Origin of the sequence: Streptomyces sp. NPDC002793 (assembly GCF_040295485.1) — a bacterium.
GTDB lineage: Bacteria > Actinomycetota > Actinomycetes > Streptomycetales > Streptomycetaceae > Streptomyces.
Genome location: NZ_JBEOVL010000002.1, coordinates 192,267 through 209,573 on the forward strand (window position 1 = coordinate 192,267; position 17,307 = coordinate 209,573).

Sequence of the window (17,307 nt, forward strand, 5' to 3'; positions counted from 1 at the left end):
GCCGTCGTCCTCGGAATCCGGACCGGCACCCTGGTGTGGGGGTGTGTTCGGGCGGCGCACCGCTGGACGGCATCGCCATGATCGGAGACCACGGCCGGCCGGGCCGGCGCGCGTACCCCGGCCGGGCCGGGCCGGGGTGCGGCCGGGGGCCCGGTGTGGATAAGTGGCAGGGGAATCCTGTCCACCATCCACGGAGTGCGCGCATGGCCGACGCCGTACCGGAACCCGTTGTGGTCCAGCCCGTCGTGTCGCCGCTGACCAGCGCCGCGGTGGTCCTGGTCGCGACGATCGAGCCGGGCGGCGAATCCGCCGTGCACGACGTGCTGCCCGATCTCTCCGCGTACGCGCGATCGATCGGTTTCCGGGTACCGAGCGCCGGACTCGCGTGCGTGACGGGCTTCGGGTCGGACGCCTGGGACCGTCTGTTCGCCGGCCCCAGACCGGCCCGCCTCCACCCGTTCCAGGAGCTTCGGGGACCGCTTCACCGCGCCCCGGCCACACCGGGCGATCTGCTGTTCCACGTACGCGCCGAACAGATGGACGTCTGCTACGAGTGGGTCTCCCAGCTCCTGGGACGGCTCGGCGGCGCCGTGAAGGTCGTCGACGAGGCACACGGCTTCCGCTACTTCGACCACCGGGATCTGCTCGGCTTCGTCGACGGCACGGAGAACCCGGTGGGGGACGACGCCAGGGCGGCGGCCGTCGTCGGTCCGGAGGACCCGGTGTTCCAGGGTGGCAGTTACGTCGTCGTACAGAAGTACCTGCACGACCTGGCCGGCTGGAACGGGCTCAGCACCGAGGCGCAGGAACGGATCATCGGGCGTACGAAGTTCTCCGACATCGAGCTCTCCGACGACGTCAAGCCGCCGGACTCGCACGTCGCCCTGAACACCGTCACCGAGGACGACGGAACAGAACGCGACATCCTGCGCGCCAACATGCCCTTCGGCAGCTTCGAGCGGGGCGAGTTCGGCACGTACTTCATCGGGTACGCGGCCGACCCCGGGGTCACCGAGCAGATGCTCCGCAACATGTTCCTGGGCAGCCCGCCCGGAACCCATGACCGCATTCTCGACTTCTCCACGGCGGTCACCGGCACGCTGTTCCACGCCCCGAGCGCCGACTTCCTCGACGCCCCTCCCCCGTCGCCCTCCCCCACCGGATCCGTCGCCGCCCCGGAGCCGCAGCCCCCGGAACGGCTCGCCCCGGACCCGGCGATGGACCGCGACGGTTCGCTGCACATCGGCAGCCTGCGAGAAAGCGCCCCACGATGAACAATCTGCACCGCGAGCTCGCCCCCGTCACCGGTTCAGCCTGGGAGCAGATCGAGGAGGAGGCCAGACGCACCTTCGCCCGTCATGTGGCCGGCCGCCGGGTGGTGGACGTCAGTGCCCCGCAGGGACCGGAGCTGTCGGCGGTCGGCGACGGGCACCTGCGTGACATCGACCCGCCGACCCCGGATGTGATCGCCCGTGCCCGCACGGCGGTACCGGTCATCGAGTGGCGGGTGCCGTTCACCGTGACCAGAGCGGCCGTCGACGACGTGGAACGCGGTTCGGCGGACAGCGACTGGCAGCCGGTCAAGGACGCGGCCCGCACCTGTGCGTTCGCCGAGGACATGGCCGTCATCGACGGGTACACGGCCGCCGGCATCACGGGCCTGCGCGACGGTTCCTCGCACGCCCCGGTTCCGCTGCCCGCCGATGCCCGCGACTATCCGGCGGCGGTGGGGCAAGCCCTGACGCGGCTGCGGCTGGCGGGGGTCGACGGTCCGTACCGGCTGCTGCTCGGCGCCGACGCGTTCACCGAGGCCACCGAGACCTCCGACCACGGCTATCCGGTGGCCACCCATCTGGCCCGGCAGCTCGACGACCCCATCCTGTGGGCGCCCGCCGTCGCCGGAGGTGTCCTGCTGTCGACCCGTGGGGGTGACTTCGAGCTGTGCCTGGGCCAGGATCTGTCCATCGGATATCTGGACCACGACGCGACGAGCATCCGGCTCTACTTCCACCAGGCGTTCACCTTCCGGATGCTGACGCCCGAGGCCGTGGTCCCACTCATCGCCTGAACGCGCAGATCCGGGAGGCTCCCATCGACGACAACCGTTCCATGCCGACGTCGAACTCCGCCGCAGCCGGGGGCCCTCCACCCGCTTCGCGCTCGGACCGCTTCGCCGAGGCGCTCCGCCTCGCGGTGGCGGGAGGGCTGCTCGGCGAGGAACGCCCCCTCGCAGGGTTCCTGGACGCGGACGGGATACGCGACTCCGTCGACGCTCTGCGGGACGCCTTCGCCGCTGAGCCGGGTGTACGGGTGTTGCACACCTTCGCCGCGAAGGCGGCCTCGCTGATCCCGGTGCTGCGGCTGCTCGCCGATTGCGGCATGGGGTGCGAGGTGGCCGGGCCAGGCGAACTGAGGCTCGCGGTCGAGGCCGGCTTCCCGCCCGCACGGATCGTCCTGGACTCACCGGCCAAGACCCGCGACGAACTCCGGCTGGCACTGGCGCTCGGTGTCGCGGTGAACGCGGACAGTTTCGGAGAGCTCCGCCGCATCGAGGAGCTCCGCTCCCCCGGCTCGGCGTCCGTCCTGGGTCTGCGGGTGAACCCGCAGGTGGGGGGAGGTTCCATCGCGGCCATGAGCACGGCGACGGCCACCTCGAAATTCGGTGTGGCCCTGCGTGACCCCGGTGCCCGTGAGCGGGTCGTCCAGGCCTTCACCGAGCGCCCCTGGCTGACCCGGCTGCACGCCCACGTCGGCTCGCAGGGCTGTTCCCTGGAACTGATCGCCGCGGGCATCGCGGAGACGTACCGGCTCGCCGAAAAGATCAACGATTCGCTCGGGACGCGCCGGGTCGTTGGGCTCGACATCGGGGGCGGGCTGCCGGTCAACTTCGCCGACGACGAGACCCGGCCCACCTTCGCGGCATACGTCGCGGCGCTCATGGAGGCCGCTCCCGGGATCTTCGACGGGCGCTACGAACTGGTCACCGAATTCGGCAGATCACTGCTCGCCAAGAACGGCTTCATCGGGGCGCGGGTCGAATACACGAAGGATGCGGGCGGGCGCCGTATCGCGCTCACCCACGCGGGTGCACAGATCGCGACGCGAACCGTCCTCATGCCCGATGCCTGGCCGCTCCGGGTCGGCGCGTTCGACGGCCAGGGAAATCCCCGGAGCGGCCCGCTGATGGTGCAGGACATCGCCGGGCCATGCTGCTTCGCCGGGGACATCGTGGCCCATGCCCGGGAACTGCCCGAACTGCGGGAGGGAGACTTCGTGGCGCTCTACGACACAGGGGCGTACTACTTCTCCACGCCGTGGGCCTACAACAGTCTGCCCAGGCCCCCGGTGTACGGCTTCGCGGGGGCGGCCGGCGGACTGCGCTTCGCCCCGGTGCGCGAGGCGCAGTCACTGGACTCGGTGGCGGCGGAGAGCGGGCTGCACCACGCCGATGCGCTGACAGGGCTCCACGGGACCCCCTGACACTTCCGGATCACCCCGCCGGCTGGGGCGCGGGCTCCGGCTCGGGTACCGGTTCGGGGTTCGGGTTCGGCGGCTGCGGGATCGGGTCGGGCGCGGGGCCGGGCGGCACCGGGCCCGGCGGCACCGGCGGCACCGGCGGCGGGGAGGGTACCGGCGTCGGCGGCCCCGGCACGGGCGGGGGCGTCGGCGCGGGCGGCACGGGGGTGGGATTCGGGTGGGTCATCTCGGTCCTCCAACGAAGACGGACAGAACGAGTGGATCTCATCTCCACCGTCTCCCCGAGCGGCTGCCCGCGCCTGCCGAGTCCACACGTACGCGCCGGGACTCCGGTCCCGGGCCCCTCGGGCACTCCCCGACCGCCCTCAGAACAGCTCGGGGTGTGACCCGAGCTGCCGCTCGGCCCCGCGTACCAGCTCCTCAGGGGCCTCCGGCGCCTCCTCCGGATGGCGCCGGGCCCACCTGACGACGTACGGGCAGAGAGGAACGACGGGGACCCCTTGGCGGGCCGCCATGGCGTAGAGGGCCCGTGCGAGGGCGCCGGCGACGCCCCTGCCCTCGTGCTGCGGCTCGACGACGGTGTGCACGGCGACGAGCGCGCCGGGCTCGGGGTACATCGCGAAGTACGCGATGTACCCCACCGCGGCGCCGTCCTCGTACGCCACCAGCCTGCCGCTCTCACGGTCGTCCTGGATCTCCACTGCGGTGTTCTCCGGCGCCATGGCGGGTGCTCCTCGTACGGTGGACGGCGTGGTCGGATCAGCTCCGGGCAGACACCGCCTGCGGGCTGCGCTCGGTGCGCGTACCCGGCACGGGCGCCGAGGGGTCGGTGCCCAGCTCCACGATGCGGTTCCCGGCGTCGACGTGCACCACACTGGGCACGAGCGCACGCGCCTCCGCGTCGTCGACCTGTGCGTAGCTGATGAGAATGACCAGGTCGCCGGGGTGGACCAGGTGGGCGGCGGCGCCGTTGATCCCGATGACACCGGAGCCGCGCTCCCCCTCGATGACGTACGTCTCGAGCCTGGCGCCGTTGTCGATGTCGACTATGTGCACGAGCTCACCGGGCAGCAGATCCGCGGCGTCCATCAGGTCGGCGTCGACCGTCACCGAGCCGACATAGTGCAGGTCGGCTTGGGTGACGGTGGCTCGGTGAATCTTGGACTTGAACATGGTACGCATCATGGAAATACTCCCGGGCTAGGCTCCCTGCCTGCGTTTTTGCAGGTCAAGTGCTGTTTCCCTACTTTACAACCAGTCGCGCGCTCGGGCAGCGTTCCCCATGCCTTTCAGGACTCATGCTCATCACTTTGCCCATTTCCCTGACGGCTCGTCAGGCAGCCACAAGAGAGCTTGGCTCACCCTCCCGACCCCACCGCGGCGACCGCACAAGCCTACGCAGCTCCCACCGAAGACTGCCCGTGATCACCGTCACTCCGGCAATCCGGACGGCGGTCAGGAACATGGGCGACCCACGGGGGCCTTGACGCAGGTCCCTGGAGCCGAGGTGGCCCAGAGCGACGCTGTCCCACCGTTCCCGTCCGCGACAGCAAGAACCTCGCCGGGCCGATCGTGGCCATCGGCGCGGACACCTGGACAGTCTCTGTGAGCAGCCTTCCGCCGGCTCTCCAGGGCAAGAGGTGCATTGCACACGGTCACGGGGTTTCGAAACTGGTCACGGCTAGCGCCTTGTCCACCCGAGCGGCGGCCAAGTCGTCGTGACGGATCACAAAGCTCGTGCAGTACTCCTCATAAACCCGGGCTTCACTGGCGAGCGATATCCATTCACCCGCCAGCCGGTGCTTTTCCTTTTCCAGGTGGGAATACCATTTCGCGATCGGGACAACTGGGATCTCGCCTGTCTTCTCGCGTCCCGCGAGGGTCTGCTCCGCAATGCTGCTGATCACCTCGTCATCGGCATACCCGCCGATGACGACGTAGGCTCCAGACGGCCAGAGACGGTGAGCCAGAGCCCGAAGCTCGTCCAGGTGCGGCAGGTCGGACTCCATGTACCGGGCCAGCTCCTGCTGGAAGGGCGACATGTCATCCCAGTCAAGGTCCTCCCAGAACTCGTGCCAGTCCTCGTCCTCGCCTTCCTGGAGCCAGAGGGGCAGTTCGGCCCTGAGCTGGGCGCTGACGTCGAACTGCTCGCGGACACACTCGGAGCTGGGGGCTTCCGCGGCCGCGGTTTCCGTACCGTCCGGCACATACACGACTCGCGCGTACCTCCCGGAACTGTCCGCATGGTCCATCTCCTGGTGCACGAAGAAGAACAGCGTCCCGTCCGCCGGCAGGTCGAATCCGTCGACTCTCGGCAGCGCCCCGCAATCGACGGAAAGGAGCAACGGCAACGGTACGTCCCCTGCGGACGGCCACTCCATGCCCACCGGCAGCCGGGGCGACCCGCCTAACCGCCCGACCGCAGAACCACCGCCCACTGACAATCCGATCGACAGACGAAGGTGCTGCCCAAATCTGCTGATCTCGTCATCCGGGATGCCCAACTCAAGCGCTGCCCGACGAAACCTACCCTGATGATCCATGCCCGAAAAGATAAACTATGCCCAACCTGGCTGTGTCATCGAGGTATTGGTGAGCAGGGCTGTACACGGTTGAGCGAGCGGTCGGTCACTCGGACCATTCCGGCGGATCCACCTCCAGGAAGCCGCGCAGCTCCAAGGCGACGTCGTGCATGCCCTCAACGGGAGCGTGAGTCAGCCCTGTCGTCTACGGGCCGGCATGAGACATCAGTCCAGTGTCTGGGTCAACTCGCTGCGCGTTGAGGTGTGTACAACCCGGCCGCGTGCTCCGTTGACGATGGGCAGGTACGGCGGGACATGGCCGCATTCGACATCAGCGATGATCGGAACGCGCAAGGGGCCGAGTACGTCGAGCACGGCTTGGTGCTGGGTGAGCGAGTCGGCGCCGGGTGCCGACGTCCGGGCGACGAGGATCGCGTTCGCCGTGTCGAAGAAGCCGGCCAGCCTCATCCCGTGCAAGTTCCTGCAGATGGCGAAGGCGTCGTCGCCTCCTGCCTCGACGTACACGAGGAGACCTTCCGGACACTCGGCCCGTGCAAAGGCTGAGACATCGAGGTAGGTCGTTCCCGTGAGGTTGCACAGCATCTCGATACAGCCCCCGATCAGACGCCCCTCGACTTCCACGTCCCCCTCGCCGTCCAGCCGGGTCCACCTGCCGGGCGTGTCAAGCGTGTACTCCCGCACCTCCGGGTGGGCACGGTAGTCGTCCCAGCCCGTGGCTCGGTAGCGGTTCGGCGGGGTCTGCGTGTACCGATGCCCCTGCGGGGCAGCGACAATATCGAGCCATGACAACAGCCCTTCCGGCGCCCGGTAAGGCGTGTCCATGAGGTTGTAGCCGTGCACTGTCGCCATCCCGGTGAGGAGGGTCAGCGGCGTGATGATGGTCGACATGTCGGAGAATCCGACGAGCCAGGTCGGCTCGGCATCACGCAGCCGGTCCCAGTCCAGCAGCGGCAGCAGGTCGATCGCCGTCTCCCCGCCCCACGGCGGCACCACCGCTCTGATGTCGGGATCTGTCAGCATCGACATCAGCTCACTAGCGCGATCGGCCGCAGGGGCGCTGAGATGGCCTGCACCGTCCATGCAGCGGCCAACAACTACCTCGTACCCCCGGGCCTCTACATCGCGGATCGCCACGTCAAGGCGTCTGCGTAGCTCTTTCGGGACCCCACTCGAAGGAGAGGTGACGCCGATGCGGCTACCAGGACGCAGGGGGCGCGGATATCGAACCGACATGCGCGGAAGTCTGACACGACTCCGGAGCAGTGCGACATCGACTTTGCATGCCACGAAGAGCAGATCTGACGGGCACAGCTCGGAAACACGTGTCCGAAGAGCGTTCCATCCCGTCCCGGGTATCTGGCGGACCTCTGGAGAGCAGACCGAGCCGGGACTGCTGAGGCCAGGGTCGCCACCCGTGACGTGAGGCGCGGCTGACGTCACTGACGGGCATGCTTCCGCTCGTTCGCCCTCCTGTCTGATCCCAAGGCGCCTCCACTTACCGGCGAGTCGGCGCTCGGGGCCGGCGAGATGAGCTCCCGCGTGCAGTCCGGACGGTGGGTGCGGAAGGAGCCTGCGATCAATCGACCGGCTGTTGCCCGGACGTACGGTCGTGGTCTGCTGTCGCGGACGCCCTGGACCGAGCCGGGATTGCTCGTCCGTCCGGCTTCACCCATGAGGTGGTCATCCGGCACTACCTCTCCTGCCACCACCTCGCAGAAGACGCAAAAGTAGTCCTCCTCCCGCACTCCTGCTCCGCCGGCTGGGCCTCGAACCCGCCCGCCGTCTCGATCGCGGCCCGGGCATTCTGCAGTCGCTGCCGGCCGGGTCGCGCTCGCCGAAGGCCTTGTGGTCGGCCTGCCACTGGGCAGTGGGGCGGGTGACGGTGTCCGGCGAAAGACCGGCCGAGCTGCTCAGGAGCTACTCGACGAGCGCGGGCACGCAGTCACCGCACGAAGCCGCTGATCGCTCCGCCGCGGCACCGAACATGGCTCCGAGCTCGGCACCCAACGCCGCGCCGTGGAGCGTGCGTTCGCGCACCTGCACCGGCTCCGCCGCTCACGGATCCCCTGGGAGACCCGCGACGACATCCACCAAGCCTTCCTTACCCTCGGACGCCCACTCATCTGCTGGCGCCCGCTCAAGAACCAGCGATTGTGACACCGGTGCGCCAGTGGCTGTTCACAGCGAGATTTTCCGTTCATCGGTCTTGAGCCCGCGGAGTGTCCAGAGTCCGTACAGAGCCAGCAGGGGTTTGGCGACCATCCACTCGCCAGGTCGGTAGTCATCCGCCCGCACGAGCCTCTCGGCCAGATCAGGGCGCTGCCGCCGCAAGTAGGCGCGGGCCTTGAGCGCGTGAGCCGGCTGGGAGACGATCTTGATGCGCTCGACGTCCTCGAGCAATGGGATCACGTACGTGATGTTCTCCCACGTCGTTGCACTTTGATCCTCGAGGAGAACGGTGCCGTCGAACTCCCGTACCGACTTCGCGTAGTCAGCCAACAGCTGGGCTTCCGCAGCGTTGCCGCTGGTCGCACCACCACTAAAGATCACACGTGTGTCTCGCGCCTTGTCAGCGGCAGCAGAGCGAACTCCAGCACGGACTCGCCGGCGGTTGATGAAGTTCGCCGTCGGTTGGGGGTTCCGGTAGCCCAACACGACCACAGCTTCGGACGCGCCTCCGCTGCTCCCCACGAGGGTTCGGGACCAGCGCCAGTTCAGCCACTCGCCCCAGGTCAGGGCCACAGCCCCAGCTATCGCCAGTCCTGTCCTTCGTCGCATGCGACGACTCCAGGGCACGGCGACATCGGGCAGCGAGGGCGCCGGAAGCGCTATGGACGACGCATGTGAAGCGGCGTGAGCCAGTACCGGCCACCGGAGACTGGGACGGGTGCGACGCCGCAGAGGGCCGCGAAGGATGCCTCGGTGCGCAGTCGGTCGAGGTTCCTTCCGATGGTGACCAGGGGTCGGCCTGCGGTGTGGAGGCCCCGATCGGTGATGACAGCAACGTGGGTCGTGCCCGCGTGAGAGTCCGCTTCGCCGATCACTGCGTCCAGCTCGCTGGCGGGCGTGATCGTCACCGTCATCCTGTGCGCTGCCGTCCTGGCCCGAGAACGGGTCCCAGAGGCCGGGCGGAACAGCAGTAGGACTGCCCAGCAGAGCGTCAGTCAGACCCCGAGCCACGCCCCCGGAATGCGCTACGTGTATCAGTGTCAGACCCAGGTGACAGCATCACCGAAGTGCACGCCGTGAGGCGTCCTCGACCCACCTCCGTCCGAACGAAGAGGAGCATTCCCCTTGCGACTGCATCGCGTAGCGCCCGGCATCGCCGCGGGCATCCTTGCCCCGGCCCTCCTGCTCGCCACCCCCTCCTTCGCCGCCACGGCGGCACCGACCGCGTTGGCGGTGCCCTCGATACCCTCGTCCGCGGGCGAGCTGGACGCCGACGACCTGAGGGTGGCCATAGTCCGGATCCTCGCCGACCCTGACAGCGGCCGGCGTGTGACACGAGAAGCCAACGCCCTCCTGGACGCCAACGACCCCGAGGCGATGCGCGCCTGGCTGGAGACCGGCTACCGCATCGCCCAGGCCGAGGACGACCGCGTCGCCATCACTCGTCTGCTCGCCGACCCCGACAGCGGCCGGCGCGTCATCGCCGAGGTCAACGCCCTCCTGGACGCCAACGACCCCGACGCGATGCGCGCCTGGCTGGAGACCGGATACCGCATCGCCCAGGCCGAGGACGACCGCGTCGCCATCGCCCGCATCCTCGCCGATTCGTCCATCAGCCCGGCCCTGCGCGCGGCAGCCAACGCCGCCCTGGACGACAACACACCCGAGGCACTGCGCCACTTCCTGGAAGTCGGCAGGTACCAGGTCGCCTGACCGACACGGCGCCGCACCACAGCGCGACGTCCGGGTGGCATCCCCTGCCTCACCCCCCCCGGTCGCCGGAACGCCGACCATTCGGGCGGGGCCCCCTGCAGCTCTGTGTGCCGGTGGCCCCGCCCGGTATGCCCTGTGTTCGACACGGCGCTCTCCGCAGAGAGCCCGCTCGGTGCGGCATGGGCCACTGACACCCCCGACAGCAGAAAGCGCCTTCTCCGATGAACACACAACTCCCACCCACCGAGCGCAACGGTCCGCAGACCGCTTCCGTCGTGGCCGACCTACCGTTCAAGCCTCAGCTCGTCAAAGCGGTGTTCAGGGACGTGACCTCGTTGCACATCTCTCGGTCGGCCGCGCGGGCCGCCGCGTCCGTGACGCGGACCGTGCTGACGGAGATCATCGAGGGCGCGAGAAGCGCGGGGGCCGAGGAGGCCAGGAAGAGGCTGATCCCCAAGGACCTCATCTCGGCGATCGATCGGAACGTCGAGGTGCAAGTGGGATCGGCATGGTATGTGCACAGCCCGACCTTCCATGGCCTGATCGGCGAGGTACGCAACGCCGATGGTGCGCTCGTGTCTCTTCGTGAGCGCCGCGGGATGCGTACACCGAGTGGTGTGGCTGGCGCCCACCGGTTCGAGGCCGGGGTGAGAAGGCTGTTGGGGAGCCGGGGGGTGAGGGCGGTCCCGGCGATGGTCCGCGACCTTGACGGAATCGCGAGCGTGTTCCTGACGTCCCTGGCCCGGGACGCGGCCACGGTCGTCCGCGAGGGCGGGGTCAAGCGGTTCGGGAGGGTCAGTCTGGTGGTGCCGGGCGAGTCAGCCCCGGCCCCGATGCTCGAGGCCCCCCTCCTCGCCCTGTCCACCCGTCGCGGGGACGGGCGGACTGTCAGTGGGGACGACGTCCTGGCCGCCGTCACGATGCAGTTGTTCGGCGATCTCAGACAACGCGCCATCACCGAGGCAGCCGAGATGACACGGAACATGTCCGCCAACTGATCGGGCCAGCCTCTGCGCTCTGCCCATGTTTCCCACGTGTGCGCGACTCCCGGAATCTGCGCCGGCATTCGGCTCCGGTCAACTCGCGAAAGCGGGCTCCTCGGTTGGGCGCGGACCGGTGGCCACAGGCACCCCACGAGTTGGACCTCCCTTGAGGGGCCGGGGTGAAGCGTGTTTTGGGAGTAGACGCAGACCAGCTCAAGATCCACCGATCCTACTGAAAAGGCAGGCGAGCTGGCGGGGTAAGCTGGCATCCCATGGCAATAAGTTCTGCTCTGTGGTCCTTCGCCCTGGTTGTGGGGCTCCTCACTCTGACTCCCGGACTCGACACGGCGCTGATCTTGCGCACGTCGGCCCTCGGCCGGCGCAGAAGAGCCTGGGGCGTCGTCCTCGGAATCCAGACCGGCACCCTGGTATGGGGTGTGTTCACCTCCATCGGAGTGACCGCGCTTCTCACGGCCTCCCATCTCGCTTACACCGCGTTGCGCTGGATCGGCGCCACTTACCTGATCTGGATGGGGTTCCGCATGCTCCGGGACACCTTCCGGGGGCTGCCTTCGGCAGACACGGACGACTCTGTTCCGGCTGCCGGCGCGGACTCGGCCGGCGGAGGTTGGCGGCAGGGGACGCTCACCAACCTCCTGAACCCGAAGATGGGCGCCTTCTACGTCGCCGTCCTGCCTCAGTTCATCCCCCTAGGGACCGGCCACTTCACCATGGGCCTCCTGCTCACCACGGTGCACATCTTGATCGGTCTGCTCTGGTCCGCCGTCCTCATCGGCTTCGCTCGCGTCCTGCAGGGATGGCTCCGCAAGCCCCAGGCTCGCCGCCTGCTCGACCGCATCACCGGCACCGTCATCGGCGTCTTCGGTATCAGGCTGGCACTCAGCAACTGACGATCCGAGGTCAGGGTCCTGCGACCTGCTCAGCACCGGGCCCAGAGCAGGATGGAGCACCAGCCTGCCCGGCGGTGACGCGGATACCCAGAGGACGAGCACGTGCCGACCGGCGCTGTCGGTGTCGAGCCGGTTACGGCGTGCGCCGTGGCCCCGGATGCGGACGGGCGGACGGTGGCACCGACGAGGAGCACCACGGAGCGACTTCCGGGCCGCGTGTCAGGGGGAGGCGTATCTGCAGTCTGCGCGACAACGATGGGCAGGGCGGGGCGAAGTACCTGACGCGTGTTGTCGTCGAGGCTGTCGAGCGTGTTGGCGTCAACACGCCGGGGCCCGGCCAGAGACGTCTTGCAGGTCTCGCAGGTGGAGGGATCTCGGCCACCGTGATGTCTTCGCGGATCAAGTCCTCTCGTCTACGGTCGCTTCATGAGCAGCGACGGCGTAGTGGTGGATGAGGCGGTCCGTGCGGCATGGGACACCTACCGGGTCCTGGAGAAGCGGACGCCCGCCAAGGAGCGGCAGGAGGCGCAGCAGCGGGTGAAGGACGTGGTGGGCTCCGTCGGGCGTGAGGAGGTCTCGCGGGGCACAGTGTTCCTGGTGGGGGTGCTGACCGGGTATCTGATCGCTGAGCCGCCCGGGAGTGGTGAGCAGCTTGATCCGCTCAACGACCTCATCCCTGCCGTGATCCGCCGGCTGCCCTCCTTCGAGATGGCCGACCCGGAGCAGGTGCCGATGGTGACCGGAGTCCTTATGGCCGCCGCCATGGGCATGGACACTGTTGCCTGGCGCGACCGGTTCGGGACGATCGAACCGAAGGAGGCCATGGTCCACGGCTTCGTGCTGTGGCTGCTGGCGGACCTCTTCGATTCACTGGCCGACAGACCAGGAACCATCGACCGGTTGATGTGCGAAACCTTCGAGATGATGGGCACCTCGGAGGGCTGACGTAGCCCGAAGGGCGGTCGGCGTAGCTTTTTCGGGAGGTCCGGGCGCCCCGGACTGTCCAGGGCCCCGGCGCGAGGTCCAGCTCGGTGCCGACCGCCCCCGTGGCAGTTGGTGAACCCCGGCGCGGATACGCGTTGCCGCCCAGGTGGCTACCAGTGGACACGGCCCCTCGGGCGCGGGTTCCCCGGCGACCGTGGAGGTGGGGTGCGGGTTGTCGCGGCCCCTCGCAGGGGCGATGAGGGCCGTGCAGTGGATCGGCTGGTCGACTTCGGGCCACCTACCTACGGACGTGGCTGTTCCGGGCGGGCCACGAGGACCTCGACGCCGTCGGCCTGAAGGGCTTCCAGGTCGAAGGCCGGGATGCCGGAGTCGACGACGACGAGATCGAAGGCGGTCACCGGGGCCAGCTGGTAGAGGCCGCGGCGGCGGAACTTCGTGTGGTCGACCAGAAGGACCTTCCGCGCGCAGGCGTCCATCAGGGCTCGCTTGACCGCCACCGTCTCCTGCGACTGGTGGTAGCAGTGGCCACGGGTGATGGCTGTCGTGGAGGCGAAGAGCGTGTCGGCGCTGAGACTGGTCACCGCGTCCACGGTGCGCAGGCCCAGATAGGCGTCGTAGGCGGGGTAGTAGGTGCCGCCCAGGGAGATGAGCTCGATGCCCGGACTGCCGGCCAGGGTCTGGGTGACCGGGCCGAAGTTGGTGATGACGGTCAGAGGTGCGTGCCGGTCCAGGAGACGGGTGAGCGCCAGAGCCGTCGTGCTGTCGTCGATGACGACCGCCTGCCCGGGCTTGACCAGGGGCAGGGCGGCGCGGGCGATGGCGTCCTTCGCCGTCGTCATGGCGCGGGCACGGTGGCGGACGTCACCGTGGAAGGCGGGCGACGGCTGAGCGGTCGCGCCGCCGCGGACCTTCCGCAGCCAGCCCCGGTCCTGCAGGAAGTCGAGGTCCCGGCGGATGGTCATGGCGGTCACGCCCAGCTCGTCGGCCAACTGCTCGATCCGGACGAAGCCCCTCTCCACGACGCGGCCCTTGATCCGCTCCCGCCGTTCACGGGGTTTCCTGCTGCTCATGTCGGCCGGCTGCCGGTCCTCTGCTCCCACAAAAGCTCCTGTTCAATTTCTGTGAAGTGAACATTTCCGGTCCTGCCCTCGCTCGCCTCGTTCGCCGCTCCCTCCGGAGAGGCCGGCTGTGCACCGGAACGATCGATGCCGGCCGGACTCCGCCTCCCGGCATCCGGTGTCGCGCACGCCGAGCGAACATCGAATGCCGGGAAAGCGGCACGGCAATTGTTCAATTACTGCGGTCCGTTGACACAAATGAAACATCTGAGTTTCCTGAACTTGCCCTCAGCGCCCATGAGCAGGGAGTGGAACATGAGAAGACCGGCACGTCTCGCTCTCACCGCCGTCCTGGCCATGGGCGCTCTCGTATCGTGCGCGGAGGAACCCGGAGCGAACGGTTCCGGCGGCGACGGTGCGGGCAAGGTCGCGTTCCTGATGCCTGACCTCGCCTCCACCCGGTACGAGAGGTACGACGCCCCGCTCTTCGAGAAGCGCATGGGCGCGCTCTGCGAGGAGTGCGAGGTCATCTACCGGAACGCCGACAGCGACGCGTCGTTGCAGCAGCAGCAGGCCAACTCCGCCATGGCGCAGGGCGCCGAGGTCATCGTGCTGGACCCGGTCGACTCCGACTCGGCGTCCACCATTGTGCAGACAGCACATTCCCAGGGCGTCAAGGTGATCGCCTACGACCGACCGGTGACGAAGAAGCCTGCGGATTTCTACGTCTCGTTCGACAACGAGGCGATCGGTGAATCCATCGGCGCCTCGCTGATCGGCCATCTCGAGAAGTCGGGCGCGAAGGGCGGTCTTCTCCAGGTCAACGGTTCTCCGACCGACGCCGCCGCCGGACTGATCAAGAAGGGAATCCACAAGGCGATCGACGACAGCGATTTCGAACTGCTCGCCGAGTACGACACCCCGGACTGGTCACCGGAGAAGGCCCAGCAGTGGGTGAGCGGGCAGATCGCGCAGTATCCGGGCCGGATCGCCGGTGTGGTGGCCGCCAACGACGGGACCGGCGGCGGGACGATCGCGGCCTTCAAGGGTGCCGAGGTGAAGGTACCGCCGGTCACCGGCAACGACGCCGAGCTCGCCGCGGTCCAGCGCATCATCTCTGACGACCAGTACAACACCATCTCCAAGCCCATCAAGACGGTCGCCGAAGCGGCCGCGGAGGCCGCTCATCAGCTGATGGAGGGCAGGACGCCGGAGGCCGACTCGACGCTCTTCGACACGCCTTCACAGCTGTTCGAACCAACCGTGGTGACGCGGGAGAACCTCAAGGATGTCATCTTCGGCCCGGACGGGGTGCTCGAGGCCGAGGACGTCTGCACACGCGTCTACGCCGACGACTGCAGGCGCCTGGGCATCGAGTGACGGCGTCCTGTGCCAGAGCGAGAGAGGGTGCCCATGAAGAACTCTCCGATCCCCGGGACGGCCGTCGGTGCGCCTCCGGGCACGGGTCCGGCAACCGGTGTGCTGTCGCTGAGGGGCGTGAGCAAACAGTTCGGCGCCGTCGCCGCGCTCAGCGGGATCGATCTCGATGTCGCGGCCGGTGAGGTGGTCGCCGTGGTCGGGGACAACGGCGCCGGGAAGTCCACCCTCGTGAAGATCCTCTCGGGGGTGTACGCACCCGACGCGGGAACGGTCGCCTTCCACGGCGAGGAGGTCTCGTTCGACTCCCCCGGTGCCGCGCACGCGCTTGGCATAGCGACGGTCTACCAGGACCTGGCGCTGTGCGAGAACCTCGACGTCAAGGCGAACCTGTTCCTGGGCCAGGAGCTCCGGCCCTGGATGCTGGACGACATCGCCATGGAGAAGCGGTCCTGGGAACTGCTGCGTGAACTGCGGGCCAGGATTCCCACGCTCGACGTCCCGGTGGCCGCTCTCTCCGGCGGCCAGCGCCAGACGGTGGCCATCGCCCGGGCCCTGCTCGGCCGCCCGGAGATCGTCCTGCTCGACGAACCGACGGCGGCACTCGGGGTGGCGCAGACCGCCGAGGTGCTCAACCTCATCGAACGGTTGAAGGGCAGCGGGCTCGGCGTCGTCATGATCAGCCACAACATGGAGGACGTCCGGGCGGTAGCCGACCGGGTGGCCGTGCTCCGGCTCGGCCGCAACAACGGTGTGTTCGACGCGCGGAAGGTCTCCTCCGAGGAGGTCGTCGCCGCGATCACCGGCGCCACCGACAACGCCGTTTCGCAACGTGCCGCGCGCCGCGCGGCACCTCCCCGGGAAGAGGAGGGACGGTCATGACCTCTCCTGACTCTGAGGTGGCGTCGGCCACGGACCGCAAGGACGAACCTCCGGCGGCACGACACGGTTTCCGCGACGGTGTCCGCGGCACGGTCCGCCGGGCCCGAGGAGGCGACCTGGGCATGCTGCCGGTCGTCGCCGGTGTCGTGGTGATCTGGACGATCTTCCAGTCGCTGAACCGGACCTTCCTCTCCAGCACCAACCTGGTGAACCTCGCCTTCGACATGGTGGCCCTGGGCGTGATCGCGCTCGGCATCGTGTGCGTCCTGCTGGTCGGTCAGATCGACCTGTCGGTCGGATCCGTGAGCGGTGTCGCCGCCGCGACGACGGGCGTGGTGATGGTCCGCCACGAACAGTCGGTGTGGCTGGCGATCCTGCTCGCGGCCGGTGTCGGCGCGCTGATCGGCTGGGTCTACGGACAGGCGCTCAACCGGTTCGGAGTGCCCAGCTTCGTCGTCACCCTGGGCGGGCTTCTGGCGTTCCTGGGCACCCAGCTCTGGCTCCTGCGCGGCCAGAACGCCATCAACCTGCCGTACGACTCCGGCCTGGTGAAGTTCGCCCAGGTGTGGTTCGTCCCCGAGGCACTCGCCTACGCGTTCATGCTCCTGGCGGCCGGGGGTTACCTCGCCGTCGGCCTGGTCCGCAGCCGCGGCCGCCGCCGCGCCGGGCTGTCGTCCGCCTCGCCACGGTGGCTGGCGGCGCAGTCCCTCGCTCTGGCGGCGGCGCTGCTGTTCGCGGTGTACTACCTGAACCGCACCCGCGGTGTGCCGTGGATGTTCATGCTCTTCGTCGCCCTGGTCCTGATCCTGCACTACGTCCTCACCAGGACCGGCTTCGGCCGGTCCCTGTACGCGGTGGGCGGCAACGCCGAGGCGGCGCGCAGGGCCGGTATCGACGTACGCGCCGTGTACACCGCGGCGTTCGTCATGTGTTCCACCCTCGCCGCCACCGGTGGGGTGCTGGCCGCCGCCCGGCTCGCGGCGGCGAATCAGAGCACCGGCACCGCGGACGTGAACCTCAACGCCATCGCCGCCGCGGTGATCGGTGGGACGAGCCTCTTCGGCGGTCGCGGTTCCGCCTTCGCCGCCCTCCTCGGCGTCGTCGTGATCCAGTCGATCTCCAGCGGGCTCACCCTGCTCGATCTCGATTCCTCGTACCGCTTCATCATCACGGGCTGCGTGCTGCTGGTCGCCGTGGCCCTGGACTCCGCCGCCCGCCGTTCCCGACAGGCACACGGAAGGGGCTGAGC

Annotated in this window: 16 protein-coding genes; 10 read left to right on the plus strand and 6 right to left on the minus strand. The window is 68.7% G+C overall.

The window, feature by feature from the left end; all coding sequences use genetic code 11:
- Positions 1-203 precede the first annotated feature (203 nt).
- From ABT001_RS02625 to ABT001_RS02635, 3 genes are read left to right on the plus strand one after another with little or no spacing between them, the layout of a single operon-like run.
- Positions 204-1,274: a Dyp-type peroxidase gene (locus tag ABT001_RS02625; RefSeq protein WP_351271205.1), complete on the plus strand. Its 1,071-nt coding sequence runs from the start codon at positions 204-206 to the stop codon at positions 1,272-1,274.
- Positions 1,271-2,068, plus strand: coding sequence for a family 1 encapsulin nanocompartment shell protein (locus tag ABT001_RS02630; RefSeq protein ID WP_351271207.1), 798 nt, complete (start codon positions 1,271-1,273; stop codon positions 2,066-2,068). Before ABT001_RS02625 ends, ABT001_RS02630 begins: the two co-directional genes overlap by 4 nt.
- A gap of 41 nt (positions 2,069-2,109) precedes the next feature.
- Positions 2,110-3,480, plus strand: a complete 1,371-nt coding sequence (locus ABT001_RS02635; protein WP_351271210.1) for a type III PLP-dependent enzyme domain-containing protein — start codon at positions 2,110-2,112, stop codon at positions 3,478-3,480.
- A 362-nt stretch (positions 3,481-3,842) separates the two neighbouring features.
- Here ABT001_RS02635 and ABT001_RS02640 read toward each other — a convergent pair whose 3' ends face one another.
- From ABT001_RS02640 to ABT001_RS02670, 5 genes are all read right to left on the minus strand, one after another.
- Positions 3,843-4,199 (minus strand): GNAT family N-acetyltransferase, encoded by a 357-nt coding sequence (locus tag ABT001_RS02640; RefSeq protein WP_351271213.1) that lies wholly within the window; start codon positions 4,197-4,199, stop codon positions 3,843-3,845.
- 37 nt (positions 4,200-4,236) lie between these two features.
- Complete coding sequence (gene panD / locus ABT001_RS02645) at positions 4,237-4,662, minus strand: aspartate 1-decarboxylase (RefSeq protein WP_351271216.1); 426 nt, start codon at positions 4,660-4,662, stop codon at positions 4,237-4,239.
- Between the two features lie 470 nt (positions 4,663-5,132).
- Entirely contained in the window at positions 5,133-6,020 is an 888-nt protein-coding gene (locus ABT001_RS02650) for a DUF1963 domain-containing protein (RefSeq protein WP_351271219.1), read from the minus strand.
- 204 nt (positions 6,021-6,224) lie between these two features.
- Entirely contained in the window at positions 6,225-7,253 is a 1,029-nt protein-coding gene (locus tag ABT001_RS02655) for a S66 family peptidase (RefSeq protein WP_351271222.1), read from the minus strand.
- A gap of 945 nt (positions 7,254-8,198) precedes the next feature.
- Positions 8,199-8,798: a YdcF family protein gene (locus ABT001_RS02670; RefSeq protein WP_351271225.1), complete on the minus strand. Its 600-nt coding sequence runs from the start codon at positions 8,796-8,798 to the stop codon at positions 8,199-8,201.
- A gap of 516 nt (positions 8,799-9,314) precedes the next feature.
- Here ABT001_RS02670 and ABT001_RS02680 point away from each other — a divergent pair.
- The 4 genes from ABT001_RS02680 to ABT001_RS02695 all read left to right on the plus strand — a co-directional run bounded on the left by ABT001_RS02680 (position 9,315) and on the right by ABT001_RS02695 (position 12,741).
- A complete protein-coding gene (locus ABT001_RS02680) occupies positions 9,315-9,902 on the plus strand; it encodes an ALF repeat-containing protein (protein ID WP_351271228.1) in 588 nt (195 codons plus the stop codon).
- A 221-nt stretch (positions 9,903-10,123) separates the two neighbouring features.
- Positions 10,124-10,900: a hypothetical protein gene (locus tag ABT001_RS02685; RefSeq protein WP_351271231.1), complete on the plus strand. Its 777-nt coding sequence runs from the start codon at positions 10,124-10,126 to the stop codon at positions 10,898-10,900.
- Positions 10,901-11,157: 257 nt separating this feature from the next.
- On the plus strand, positions 11,158-11,796 hold the full coding sequence (locus ABT001_RS02690; RefSeq protein WP_351271234.1) for a LysE family translocator: 639 nt from the start codon (positions 11,158-11,160) through the stop codon (positions 11,794-11,796).
- Between the two features lie 426 nt (positions 11,797-12,222).
- Positions 12,223-12,741 carry a hypothetical protein gene (locus ABT001_RS02695; RefSeq protein WP_351271235.1) on the plus strand — a complete coding sequence of 173 codons (519 nt, stop codon included), beginning with the start codon at positions 12,223-12,225 and terminating at the stop codon, positions 12,739-12,741.
- A 281-nt stretch (positions 12,742-13,022) separates the two neighbouring features.
- Here the strand turns inward: ABT001_RS02695 and ABT001_RS02700 are convergent, their stop codons facing one another.
- On the minus strand, positions 13,023-13,811 hold the full coding sequence (locus ABT001_RS02700; RefSeq protein ID WP_502967413.1) for a DeoR/GlpR family DNA-binding transcription regulator: 789 nt from the start codon (positions 13,809-13,811) through the stop codon (positions 13,023-13,025).
- 303 nt (positions 13,812-14,114) lie between these two features.
- Between ABT001_RS02700 and ABT001_RS02705 the strand changes: the two genes are divergently transcribed.
- From ABT001_RS02705 to ABT001_RS02715, 3 genes are read left to right on the plus strand one after another with little or no spacing between them, the layout of a single operon-like run.
- Positions 14,115-15,179, plus strand: coding sequence for an ABC transporter substrate-binding protein (locus ABT001_RS02705; protein ID WP_351271238.1), 1,065 nt, complete (start codon positions 14,115-14,117; stop codon positions 15,177-15,179).
- A gap of 33 nt (positions 15,180-15,212) precedes the next feature.
- Complete coding sequence (locus ABT001_RS02710; RefSeq protein ID WP_351271241.1) at positions 15,213-16,058, plus strand: ATP-binding cassette domain-containing protein; 846 nt, start codon at positions 15,213-15,215, stop codon at positions 16,056-16,058.
- Positions 16,055-17,305: a sugar ABC transporter permease gene (locus tag ABT001_RS02715; protein WP_351271244.1), complete on the plus strand. Its 1,251-nt coding sequence runs from the start codon at positions 16,055-16,057 to the stop codon at positions 17,303-17,305. Before ABT001_RS02710 ends, ABT001_RS02715 begins: the two co-directional genes overlap by 4 nt.
- Positions 17,306-17,307 lie beyond the last annotated feature (2 nt).